Consider the following 12,604-nt stretch of genomic DNA (forward strand, 5'->3'; position numbering starts at 1 on the left):
CGGTTGCCTGGTCGTCCGTTGTGGTTGGGGTCGTTGAAGTCGAACATCGGGCATACGCAGGCTGCTGCTGGTGCTGCGGGGATCATCAAGATGGTCCATGCGATCCGGGAGGGTGTGCTTCCTCGGACGTTGCATGTGGATGAGCCGTCCTCGAAGATCGACTGGGACGCGGGCTCGGTGAAACTGCTGACCGAGGCCCAGCCCTGGCCCGAGGTGGACCGCCCCCGGCGGGCAGGGGTGTCCGCATTCGGTGTCAGTGGCACGAACGCCCACGTCATTGTGGAGCAGGCGCCGCCGGTGGAGGGTTCACCGCTGGAAGAGGGGCGGCCTGCCTCGTCGGCCGTCGTGCCGTGGGTGCTCTCCGCGGCCTCCGAGGAAGCGCTGAAGGGGCAGGCGGCGCGTCTGCAATCGTTGGCGGGGGAGAGCCAGGACGTGAGTTCCGCCGCTGTCGGGCACGCGCTGGCGACGACACGGGGCACCTTCGCCCACCGTGCGGTGGTTCTGTCCGGTGACCTGGCCGGCTTGGCTGCGCTGGCGCATGGTGAAGTCGCCGGTTCGGTGGTGTCGGGTCGTGCGGATGTAGATGGCCGGACGGTGTTCGTGTTCCCTGGTCAGGGTTCGCAGTGGGTGGGGATGGGTGCGGCGCTGCTGGAGTCGTCCCCGGTGTTTGCGGATGCGTTTTCGCTGGTCAGTGGTGTGTTGGAGTCGGTGAGTGGTTGGTCGGCCCTGGATGTGGTGCGGGGTGTCGAGGGCGCGGTGTCGTTGGGCCGGGTGGATGTGGTGCAGCCCGTTTCGTTCGCGGTGATGGTGTCCCTGGCCCGGGTGTGGGAGTCCTTTGGTGTACGTCCGGATGCGGTGCTGGGGCATTCGCAGGGGGAGATCGCGGCGGCTCATGTCGCGGGTGCGCTGTCGCTGGAAGACGCGGCGCGGGTCGTGGTCCTGCGTAGTCGTGCGATCGCGGACGGTCTTGCGGGGCGTGGAGGCATGGTCTCGGTCGGCCTGCCCGCATCCGTGGTGCGCGAACGCCTCCTTGAGGGCGTGGAGTTGGCTGCGGTCAATGGCCCGTCGTCGGTGGTGGTCGCAGGTGATGTGGATGCGCTGGAGCGGTTGTTCGGGGAGCTGGAGTCCCGGGGTGTGCGGGTGCGTCGCATTCCGGTGGACTACGCCTCGCACACCTCTCATGTCGAGCTGATCCAGGCTGAGTTGTCGAGGGTTCTGGACGGCCTGCGGCCAGGCAAGGCGAAGGTGCCGTTCTTCTCCTCGGTCGAGGGTCGGTGGCTGGATGGTCCGGAGCTGGATGCTGGTTACTGGTTCCGGAACCTGCGCAGCACGGTCGGCTTCGCCGGAGCCGTGGAAGCGCTGGTTGCTGAGGGTTTCCGGGCGTTCGTCGAGGTCAGCTCGCATCCGGTACTCGCGCACAGCGTCCAGGAGATCCTGGACGAGCACAGTGAAGCCCCCTCCGTGGTCACCGGCACCCTGCGCCGCGACGACGGTGACCTCGACCGATTCCTGAAGTCCGCAGCCGAACTCCACGTACGCGGCATACACGTCGACTGGGCACCTGCGCTGGGCGAACACGACGGCACACGGGTCCAGTTGCCCACGTACGCCTTCCAACACCAGCACTACTGGCTGAAGTCCGGCCGAAAGGGGCCACAGATCGTGTCCGGAGATGTCGGAACAGAGGTGCCCGCAGCAGAGGAGGTTCCCGGAGCGGCTCTGGCCCACAAGCTGGCCGAACTCCCCGAGGAGGAGCAGCGGCAGCTGATCCTGGACGTCGTACGGTCCGAGGCCGCAGCCGTGCTGGGGCACGAGACGCCGGATGCCGTCGAGGCGGGGAGCGTCTTCTTCGAGGTCGGATTCATCTCGCTGACGGCGGTCCAGTTCCGCAACCGGATCTCGGCGGTCACGGGACTGGAGCTCCCGGCGATGCTGATCTTCGACCACCCCACCCCCGGTGAGCTCGCCGGTCATCTGCACGTACTCCTGAACGAGAAGGGCTGAGCGCGGTGTTGACGATCGCGACCTATCTTGAGGCGCTGGACTACGACGGTCCTGTCGAGCCGACGGTGGAGACGCTGAGGGAGCTCCACAAGCGGCATCTGGTCGCCTTTCCCTACGACAGCTCCCTCAACACCGCTCGGGGAACCTCCCTGTGGGCGGAGGTGGACATCGACGTCGATGCGGTCTTCGACGAGATCGTCATCGGTGGCCGCGGCGGTGTGTGCTACGAGCTGAACGGACTCTTCCGGGTGCTGCTCCAGCGCCTCGGCTTCGAGGCCGGGGTGCTCGCGGCGGGCATCCGGCAGGTCGACGACTCGTTCGGTCCTGACCTGGAGCACGTCTTCAACTATGCGAAACTCGACGGTCGCCTCTGGCTCGTCGACGTGGGGTTCGTCGGTCCGTCGTATCTGGAGCCGCTGCCCGTGGTGCCCCATCAGATCACCCATCAGTACGGCAACCAGTTCAGGATCGTCATCCGCGACGGCTACCACGTGGTGCAGCGCAAGGGGCAGGCCGGCGGCTGGCAGGCGGTGTACCGCTTCAAGCCCCGGCCGCGCGAGCTGTCGGAGTGGCTGGCGCCTTCCGAGGATCTCGACGCCTTCGCCCGGCAGCTCATGGGCGCGGGGACGGTCGTCCGGGGCCGCGCCTTCGACACCGGGCAGCGGATTCTGATCGGGAAGCGCCTGCTGACCGTCGACGGCGGCCATGACACGGTGCGGGGCGTGATCGGCGCGGACGATCACGCGGCCGTCCTGGCGGACATCCTGCGCACCTCAGCCACCTCAGCCACGTCAAGCACCTCAAGCACCGCAGGCGCCGGGGGCACCGGGAGCACCGGGAGCACGGCGGCCACGCGGGAGACCGAGCGATGAGCGTCGTCACGACCGATGTCGCCGTCGTCGGTTACGGACCTGTGGGCCAGGTCACCGCGCTGCTCCTGGCCTCGCGCGGATGGAACGTCACCGTCCTCGAGCGCTGGCCCGCGCCCTATCCGATGCCCCGTGCCGTCTCCTTCGACGGGGAATCCGCCCGGATCCTCGCCGCCGCCGGGATCGGCGACTCGATGAGTGAGCTCGCCGAACCGTCGAGGGACTACGTCTGGACGAACGCCGAGGGGCAGACGCTCTTCCACGTCGACGTCGCCGCATCGGGCAGGTCGGGCTGGCCCGACTCGACCTCGATGTACCAGCCCGGCCTCGAAGCCGCGCTGGCCGCCCGCGGCGAGGCCCTGCCGAATCTGCGTGTGCTGCGCGGGCACAGGGTGACGGGGCTGGAGGACCGGGGCGACCGGGTGGAGCTGACCGTCGAGAGCCCTCAGGGCGAGCGACTCGTCTCCGCCGGCTGGGTGGTGGGCTGCGACGGCGCCAACAGCTTCGTACGGGATGCCGTCGGGGTCACCGCGACCGACTTCGGCTTCTTCAACGACTGGCTGACCTGCGACGTCAAGCTCGATGAGCCCCGTGACTTCGTGCCCAACAACCTTCAGATCTGCGACCCCGCCCGCCCCCGGACCGCGGTGTCGGCGGGCCCGGGACACCGGCGCTGGGAGTTCATGAGGCTTCCGGGCGAGCCGTCGGCGGAGTTCGGCACGACGGAGAACGCCTGGCGGCTGCTCGGGCTGTTCGGGATCGCCCCTGGCAACGCCACCTTGGAACGGCACGCGGTGTACACCTTCCAGGCGCGGTACGTCGACGACTGGCGGGTCGGCAGGGTGCTGCTGGCCGGGGACGCCGCCCACCTCATGCCGCCGTTCGCCGGGCAGGGGATGTGCTCGGGGTTCCGGGACGCGGCCAATCTGGCCTGGAAGCTCGACCTCGTACTGCGCGGTACCGCGGGCGACGCCCTGCTGGACACCTACACGTCGGAGCGGAGGGAGCACGTCCGGCACGCGCTCAAGATGTCGATGGACCTGGGCCGGGTCATCTGCGAGACCGATCCGGTGGCCGCCCGCGACCGGGACACGGTGATGATCGCGGTCAGGGAGCGGGGCATCGGAGCGGCTCAGCCGAGGTCCGCCGTCCAGGCGCTGACCACCGGGGTCGTGCACGCTCCCGCCGGCGGGCCGCCCACCGCACCGGCCGGGGAACTCGTGCCCCAGGGGCAGGTACGGCGAGCTGGGTCCACCGGGCTCTTCGACGATGTCGTCGGCCGAGGCTTCGCCCTGATCACCACGGTGGAGCCGGGCGATCTGCTGGACGCCGAACGACTGGAGTTCCTCCACGGCATCGGCACCCGCACGGTTCACCTGGGCCCAGCCGGAGATGCCCCGGCAGGACAGGTGACGGAGTCCGGCGTCGTGACCGACGTGGACGCCGTCTACCTGCCCTACCTGGCCGAGGCGGGCGGGGACGCCGTCGCCCTCCTGGTGCGTCCCGACTTCTACGTGTTCGGCGCGGCCAGGGACGCGCGAGGGCTCGTGGCGCTCGTCGACGACCTCCGCTCCCGGCTCCGCGCCGGGGCCCTCATCGGCTGACCGTCCGCCTCCGTCTGCTGACGGACCGCCTCCTTCGGCCGGTGGAGTGCCTCCACCGGCCGAAGGACCTCCTCATCGGCCGAACGGCGGCGCGCCCGCGGTCCCGCTCAGCAGCCGCGAGACGTGCCCGGCGAGTTCCAGGGACTGGCGGGCGTTGAGCCTGGGGTCGCAGGCCGTCTCGTAGCGCAGCGCCAGCTGTTCGTCGCGGATCTCCTGCGCGCCGCCCAGGCACTCGGTGACGTCGTCACCGGTCAGCTCCAGGTGCAGTCCGCCGGGGTGCGTCCCGAGGGCCCGGTGCACCTGGAAGAAGCCGTACACCTCGTCCAGGATGCGATGGAAGTGACGCGTCTTGTAGCCGGTGGGGGACTGGTGGGTGTTGCCGTGCATCGGGTCGCACTGCCAGATGACCTGGTGTCCCGACGCAGTCACCTTCTCGACGATCGGAGGAAGGGCGTCGCGGACGTGCTTGGAGCCCATCCTGCTGATCAGCGTGAGCCGGCCGGGCCGCCGGTCGGGGTCGAGCCGTTCGACGTACGCCGTGACCTGCTCGGGGGTGGCCGAGGGGCCGATCTTCAGGCCGATCGGGTTGGCTATGTGCTCGGCGAAGGCGATGTGCGCCCCGTCCGGGTCGCGCGTCCGCTCACCGATCCACAGGAAATGCCCGGACAGGCCGTAGAGACCTCCGTTGAGACCTCCGTTCGAGAACGGCACCCCGCCGGCCGCACCTCCACCCGGGAAAGCCACCCCGCCGGGCACGCCGCCTCCGCCCGGGAACGGTACCCCGGCGGTCGAGGGGCCGACCCGGGTCAGTGCCCTCTCGTAGTCCAGCAGCAGTGCCTCGTGGCTCGTGAAGATCTCCGAACCGGACTGCTTGGCCTCGGCCCTGACGATCTCCATCGCCTCCGCCGCGACGGCATGGGCGTCCAGCATCCGCCGAGGGTCGGGCGTACGGGAAAGGGCGGTGGGCACAGGGGAGTTGATGATGTCCCCACGGTACGAGGGCAGACCGTCGGAGCCGAAGGGACTGGACCGGGGCTTGGCGAACTGGCCCGCGATCCGTCCCACGGACACCATCGGAAGTCCGGTGGATGCGGAGAGGATCCCGGCCACACACATCAGCGTGCGGAGGTTGCCGAGCACATGCTCGTCGGTGTTCCCGTCGAAGGTCTCGGCGCAGTCGCCCCCCTGGACGAGGAACGCCTCTCCCCGCGCGACCTTCTCCAGCCGGGCGGAGAGGAGATCGACCTCCGACGGCAGCACCGTGGGAGGCAGCCGGCTCAGCGTCCGTGCCGTCTCACGCGCTGCCTCGGGGTCCGGCCATTCGGGCTGCTGGGCCGCGGGGCGGGCCAGGGCTTCGGTGAGCGAACCGTTCGCGTCGCGTTCGCCGAGCGACATCGTCATGGGTCTCATCCCGTCTTCCGGAGGTTGGCCCAGAGATCGGCCGGGAGGTCCTTGCGGCGCCGGATCTTGAGTTTCCGGTAGACCCGGGTGAGGTGCTGTTCGACGGTGCTCGCGGTGATGTACAGCTTCACCCCGATCTCGCGGTTGGTGTAGCCGAGCACGGCCAACGAGGCGACCCGCCGCTCGGAGTCCGTGAGCGACGCGATGCCCTCCAGGCCGTCCGCCATGGACTCGGCGCCGCCCAGGTCGGCGGAGACCGAGAGCAGTTCCTGGGCGAGCGGCTTCATCTCGCACATGTTGGCGACATGCAGCGCCTGCCGCAGCAGCAGCCGCGCGCGCCGCTTGTCGTTGTTGGCGCGATGGGCCCGGCTCAGCTCGGCCAGTACCCTGACCTGCTCGAAGCGGTCGCCGGACGCCTCGGCCAGATCGATGGCCTCGGTGAGCAGCGGCAGCCGGCGGCCGGGCGGTCCGGCGACCGCGAGCAGGCGCAGCGCGGGACCGCGGGTGCGGGACGTGCCCGCGCCCGGGCGGGCCAACTGCTCGTGGATGAGCCGCCTGGCCTGGTCCTTGTTGTCCAGGCGCAGCCACGCCTCGGCGGCGTTGGTGCGCCACGGCAGCAGACCGGCCGCGTCCAGCCCCCAGTCGCGCAGGAGTTCACCGCAGGACAGGAAGTCGGCGAGTGCGGCATGGCTGTGGTTGGTGGCGAGGAAGTGGTGGCCGCGCGCGTACAGGTACTGCAGCCCGAACCGGCTCTGGAACATCGTGTCGCCGACGGAGTGGGTGAGCTGCCTCGCCGCCTCCTCGTGCTCGCCCGTCCGGGTCGCCGCCAGGATCAGCGTGCTCAGCGGCAGCCCGACGGCGACCCCCCAGGACCGGGGCGTCAGCAGCTCCAGGGCGCTCCTGGCGTGCCGCCGGGCAGCGGCGAGATCCCCCTGGTGCACGGCCACATCGGCGCGAGCCGCCGACAGCACCGCCCGGGCCGTGGTCGCGTTGCGGGCATCGGTCGTCTCCAGGAGCCGGTCGCACCAGGAGGCCGCCGCGCTCAGCCGGTCCACCTGGATCAGCACCCGTACGGCGATCATGGCGGCTTCCTCGGCCCAGGGGCTCCTGCGGTGGAGCGGCAGATCGCGCAGCACCTGCTCGGCGTGGTCGGCCGCCTCCCGCGCCCGGCCGCGGGACAGCGCGTCCGACAGCGAGGCCGCGGCCTGGAGCTGAGGGTCGGTGCCCGGAGTCACCACGCCGTAGCGCAGGTCGGCCGGGAGCACCGGGGTCCGTCGCCCGCGCGCCAGCGTGGGGTGCGTCCAGGCGAGCCACACCTCGATGTCGCGCAGCGCCCCGGCCTCGGCGAGATTCACCGGCCGGGCCGCGCTCGCCCGTGCCCGCAGCCGGCCGAGTACGTCGGCGGCCTCCTCCCCGCGTCCGTGCCACAGCAGTTGGCGGATGAGTACGAGCCCGTCCGACAGGCTGAGGTGGCCCGCGCCGACCGCCGCGGTCAGCGGTGACAGGTGCCGGGCGGCGGACGACGGGCTGAGCTGCCACTCGGCCTGCGCCAGCCGTGCCCTGAGCGCGGAGCGGGAACGCTCGTCGGCGGCGGCCTGGTGCGCGGGCTTCAGGCACTCGACGGCGAGATCCGGACGATCGTCCAGGAGCGCGTGTTCGGCGGCCTCGGACAGGACCGTCTCGGCCCACGGGACCTGTGTGTGACCGGCCTCGATGAGATGGCGGGCCACCTCCAGCGCCCCCGCCCCCCGGTCGTAGAGCAGGTGTGCTGCCCGCCGGTGGAGATCGGCCCGCTCCTGCGGCGGCAGATCGTCGAGTACGGAGGTGACGGCGACGGGGTGCCGCAGACGGCTGCCGTCGAGGAACCCGGCGGCGGTGAGGGCGCGCAGCGCCACCCCCGCGCGGTCCGCGTCGGCCGCCTCACCGGCCATGAGCCGGCCGATCTCGGCGGGCGTGGCGTCCGGGCCGAGCACCGCCAGCGCCCGGGCCGCCTGGAGCAGGCCCGGATCGGCGCGCTGGAGCGCGCTCACCAGGGCCAGTCCGTACCCCTGCGCGAGGGGAGCCTCGCCGTGGCGGCGGTGGTCGTCGACCAGGGCGTGGAGCAGCAGCGGACTGCCGCCCGAGGCGCCGAGGAACGCCTCACCCACCTCCCGCGCTGTCTCCTCGCCGAGCGCGTCGGCGAGGAGCCGGGCCGCTCCGGACGGGGAGAGCGGGTCCACGCACAGCCGCTCGGCGTACGGCGGCCGGGACAGCTCGCCGCGGAACCTGCGGTTCAGCGGCCAGGGCGTCGTCTGATCGGTGAGTACGAGCAGGATGCGCGCCTGCCCGATGCGCCGGACCAGATGGAGCAGGAACTCCAGCGACGGCACGTCGGCGTCGCGCAGATCATCCACCCCGATCAGGAGCGGGGCCTCGGCGGCGAGGCCGAGGACGACGGCCGCGAGTTCATGGCAGGCCCGCACCAGTTCCGGGGCCGGGAGGCCGGTGGCGGATCCGTCGCCGAAGTCGCCCGACCGGAGGGAGTCCAGCAGCGCGTCGATCCGCCCGCTCTGCTCCGCGGGCCAGACGGTGCCCCGGAACAGCTGGTTCACGACCCCGAACGGCAGCGCGCGCTCCGCGGCGGAGCAGCTGGCTCCGAGGAAGCGGGCCCCGGCCTCCGTCGCTTTCGCCGCGAAGGTCCGCAGCAGTTCCGTCTTGCCTCCGGCGACCGGCCCCTCCAGCAGTACGGCATGCCCCCGGTGGGCGAAACAGTTGGTGAGCAGATGGTCCAGGCGACGTATATGTGCGTCTCGTTCCACCAGCGAAGCCACTCGATCCCCCAGGACGTCATGTTCGTGACCAACCGTTCCCATCATGGGCGGGAGCCGCCAACTGCCCGGGAACCGGTCACCCACGCCCTGCCTACTGGGGTCCCGGGTGACGGTGAGGGGGGTGCCTCAGGGATGGCTGGATCCGATCCCTGGGTCAACTCGCCCGAATACCCCTAAGACCCACTTCTTCCCTTGAGATTCGCCTGCACCGTGCTGACGATCGGCTCCGTCGCCGACACCCGGCGACGCCGACCGAGGAGCCTCGTATGCCCAGTCGCCGCCAGTTCATCGTGGGGTCCGCAGCAGCCACCGTCGCGGGAGTAGGAGGTGGTGCCGCGCTGCTGAGCAGCCGGGGACCATCGGCATCGAGCGTGCCGGGAGAGAGAAGACCCGGCAGCGGAGGTCCCGTCGCGACCGGGGTCCCGCGTGCCACCTCGACCGATCTGACCAAGTTCGCCGACTCGCTCCGTATCCCGCCCGTGCTCACACCCGCGGTCGGCAGTCTGCTGACCATCCGCCAGAAGGCCACCACCGTTCTTCTGCACTCGCAGCTCCCGCCGACCCCGGTGTGGGCGTACGAGGGCTCCGTCCCGGGGCCCACCATCGAGGTGCGCAGCGAGAAGCGGCAGCGTGTGGCGTGGCTCAACGAGATCACCGGCGACTTCCCCGTGACCGGGGTCCAGGTGCCCTTCACCGGCCTCGACTCCATCCTCGGCCCCGGCCGCGGCAGCGCGCAGCCGGACGCCTCGGTCGCCGCACTGCCGTCGTGGACGGTCGTCCATCTGCACGGCGGGGTCACCGGAGGCAACAACGACGGCTGGACGGAGAACGGCGTGTCGCCCGGCGACGCGCAGCTGTCCGAGTACCCGAACATCCAGAGCTCGGCGGGCCTCTGGTATCACGACCACGCCATGAACATCACCGCGTTCAACGTGTACGCGGGCCTCGCCGGGACACTGCTGGTCCGGGACTCGGAGGAGACGGCACTCAACCTCCCCTCCGGGGCGTACGAGATACCACTGGTCATCAACGACCGGAATCTGGACACCGACGCAGACGGCGTACCCAACGGCCGGCTGCTGCACAAGATCGGGTTTCTGGACACCGGCACCGCCTCGGCCCCCGCGCGGCTCAACCTTCCGTTCATCGGCCCGTACAACCTCGTCAACGGGGTGATATGGCCGTATCTGGAGGTGACGCCGCGCTGGTACCGGTTCCGGGTGCTCAACGCCGCCAACACCCGTCCGTACACCCTGGAGCTCCACACGGAGAACGCCGACGGCACGACGACCGCCGTCACCGGGGCACTGGTGCAGATCGGCAGCGACCAGGGGCTGCTGCCCGAACCGGTCACACTCGACGCCCTGACGCTCGGCACGGCGGAACGCGCCGATGTGCTCATCGACTTCTCGCAGTTCCGCGGCAAACGCCTCCGGCTGCTCAACACCAATGCCAACGGCCCGTCCCCGCTCGGCCCGGAGGTCATGCAGTTCCGGGTCGGTGCCACGACGGTCGACAACCCCTTCACGCTGCCCGCCACCACCTCCCCCTCGTTCACCCGGCTGACCCGCGCCGGCCTGCCCGCCGACCACACCGCCCGGTGGATCGCGCTCTCCACCGCCGACGGCACGGCGCTCGGGCACCCGGAGATGTGGGAACTGGAGGAGGTCGCGGCGGGGTACGAACCCGCCGACGGCGACCGGATCGTCGAGGTCACGGACGCCCAGGGAGCGGTCCACAGGTTCCGCAAGGCCGCCACGGCGTTCGACGACAAGGTCGGATTCTTCGTGGAGAGCAGCGGCTGGGAGGTGTGGAACTTCCTCCACCTGGCCGGACCGGGTCACCCCATGCACGTCCATCTGCTCGGATTCCAGGCGCTGAACCGGCACGTCTACACGGTCACCAGCGCCGCGGAGTCCGGGTCGGACGTGGTCACCTGGAGCGCGGACTACGACAGGGCGGGGGTGCTCGGCGAGGAGGAACAGGGGTGGAAGGACACCATCCGCGTCGAGGAGCACGAACTCATCAGCGTGGCTGGTCAGTTCACCCGTGCCACGGGCCGCTTCGTGTACCACTGCCACATCCTGGAGCACGAGGACGAGGGCATGATGCGGCCCTTCGTCGTGGCGCCGCGCGAGGTGCTCGACCGCATGCCCCACACCGCGCACCACCACTGACCGGCCGGGAGCGACCCCCTGGGATCGACCGCTCAGGATCGACCCATCAGGATCGACCGCTCAGGAGGGACGAGCCGTCCGGCCGTGACGCTGCCCGCGTGCGGCCGGACAGGCAGCGCCCATCAGGCATCCGGGCGTGGAGCGCCGCTCCCGCGCGGCCGGACAGCCGCCGGTCCGCCGGCCGGTTCAGACGGTGGCGGGAGTGCCGGTCAGGCTGTGCAGGCAGGCGATCAGGCTGCGTGCCTCCACGTTGACGTAATGGCTGTGCCGCAGGAGCCCGACTAGCTGGTGCAGCGTCAGCCACCGGAAGTCCGGGCCGGGGTCGGGTGCGTGGTCCGCGTCGGTCTCGATGACGAGATAGCGGTTGCGGGCGTGGAAGAAGCGCCCGCCCTCCTCCGACAGCAGGCTCTCGAAACGGATGCGGTCGGGGCGGGCGTCCAGCACGTCGTCCAGGAAGCGCGGTCGCGCCCCCGGCGGCAGCCATGTGTAGTTGTCCGGGGTGCACTGCACCGTCGGTGCCAGCTCGATGACGTCGAGGAAGCCCGGCTGGACCCGGGCGTTGACCAGGGCGTGCAGGACACCGTCCACCCGCTTGACGAGGAACGCGTTGATGCCGGTGCCGACCGGCTCCACCACCGGCTGGGTCCAGCCCGTGACCTCCCGGCCCTCCGTCTCGACCTCGATGCCGATGACCTTGAAGAACAGCCCGGAGTCGTGGACCACGGCGTCCGGGCGCCGGGTCCAGCCCGTCACCTCCCGCAGCGGAATCCGGCGGGCGGACACCTCGTGGCGGGTCCGGGTCTCGGTGATCCAGCTCAGGATCTCGCCCACCCCGTGCAGCCCGGAGCGGTCGGCGCTGCTGGAGCGGATGACGGACCGACGGAATTCCTGGCCCGGAAAGGAGAAATTGTCGGCGAGTCCGACACCTGAGAACGGCAGGCACGACAGAACGGTCCGCGAGTCCATATTGATCACCGCGTCGCCCGCGAGCAGGCGGTGTATCTGCCCCAGGGTCAGCCATCGGAAGCCGTCGCGGAGTTCCACCTCTTCGTCGGTCTCGACAATGATGTTGCGATTACGTTTCTGGAAGAACCAGGCGCCCTGCTCGGACTGGAGGACATCGGCGAGAACCTTCTTCGGGTCCTGCTGCTGAAAGTATTCGACGTACGGTACGAAATTCCCCCGGTGGACCCGTGTGTAGTTGCTCCGGGTGGCCTGGACCGTGGGGGACAGTTCCACGCCATGGACGTTTCCGGGCTCGTTCTTGGCCTGCATGAGGAAATGCAGTACGCCGTCGAACTCCTTCGCGAGAATTCCCAGGATGCCGATCTCCGGCTGATGGATGACGGGCTGGGTCCAGGCCGGCACCTCCCCGCCGGGCACCTCGGCCGCGAGCCCTTCCAGACTGAAGAACCTGCCGCTCTCGTGGACGATGTTCCCCGTGGCGTCATCGGTGCGCCACCGGACCAGATCGTCCAGCGCGATCCGCTCCACCCGTGCCACGTCCGTGAGTCGGCGTTCCGCGAACCAGTCCCGTATCTCCGTGAAAGGGAATACACCGTCGATGCGGACTGCGGATTCCGCGATGCGTTCGGCAGTTCTCTGTTCCGCCGCCAGAGTTGACACGATTCCGGACATCGAGCAGCCTCCCTGTATCGCGCGATAGTGGGGACCACTATGGCGGCAAAGAATTTCTCCGGCCATGGGGCGCGCATACTCAGGGGGCGAGTAGGGGGGTG

The 12,604-nt window shown here is 70.3% G+C and carries 7 protein-coding genes; 4 read left to right on the plus strand and 3 right to left on the minus strand.

The features are described from left to right. The 3 genes from ACWCQM_RS26780 to mhpA form a co-directional block, all read left to right on the plus strand. Positions 1-2,004: acyltransferase domain-containing protein (locus ACWCQM_RS26780; protein WP_450917667.1), on the plus strand; the 2,004-nt coding region annotated here is incomplete at its 5' end. 5 nt (positions 2,005-2,009) lie between these two features. Next, positions 2,010-2,876, plus strand: a complete 867-nt coding sequence (locus ACWCQM_RS26785) for an arylamine N-acetyltransferase family protein (RefSeq protein ID WP_450917668.1) — start codon at positions 2,010-2,012, stop codon at positions 2,874-2,876. Next, positions 2,873-4,477, plus strand: coding sequence for a bifunctional 3-(3-hydroxy-phenyl)propionate/3-hydroxycinnamic acid hydroxylase MhpA (gene mhpA, locus ACWCQM_RS26790; RefSeq protein WP_450917669.1), 1,605 nt, complete (start codon positions 2,873-2,875; stop codon positions 4,475-4,477). The genes ACWCQM_RS26785 and mhpA overlap by 4 nt, the downstream gene beginning before the upstream one ends. A 72-nt stretch (positions 4,478-4,549) precedes the next feature. On the opposite strand, the gene ACWCQM_RS26795 is transcribed toward mhpA, so the two are convergent. Continuing rightward, positions 4,550-5,878 carry a 3-deoxy-7-phosphoheptulonate synthase gene (locus ACWCQM_RS26795; RefSeq protein ID WP_450917670.1) on the minus strand — a complete coding sequence of 443 codons (1,329 nt, stop codon included), beginning with the start codon at positions 5,876-5,878 and terminating at the stop codon, positions 4,550-4,552. A 5-nt stretch (positions 5,879-5,883) separates the two neighbouring features. Next, the gene (locus tag ACWCQM_RS26800) at positions 5,884-8,676 is read right to left on the minus strand and encodes an AAA family ATPase (protein ID WP_450917671.1); all 2,793 of its coding nucleotides are present in this window, start codon (positions 8,674-8,676) and stop codon (positions 5,884-5,886) included. 383 nt (positions 8,677-9,059) lie between these two features. Here ACWCQM_RS26800 and ACWCQM_RS26805 point away from each other — a divergent pair, with 383 nt between their 5' ends. Next, complete coding sequence (locus ACWCQM_RS26805; RefSeq protein WP_450917672.1) at positions 9,060-10,865, plus strand: multicopper oxidase family protein; 1,806 nt, start codon at positions 9,060-9,062, stop codon at positions 10,863-10,865. Positions 10,866-11,051: 186 nt separating this feature from the next. Here ACWCQM_RS26805 and ACWCQM_RS26810 read toward each other — a convergent pair whose 3' ends face one another. Further along, complete coding sequence (locus tag ACWCQM_RS26810) at positions 11,052-12,503, minus strand: NDP-hexose 2,3-dehydratase family protein (protein WP_450917673.1); 1,452 nt, start codon at positions 12,501-12,503, stop codon at positions 11,052-11,054. Between the last annotated feature and the right edge of the window lie 101 nt (positions 12,504-12,604).

The sequence above is a fragment of the Streptomyces sp. NPDC002125 genome (assembly GCF_053593715.1).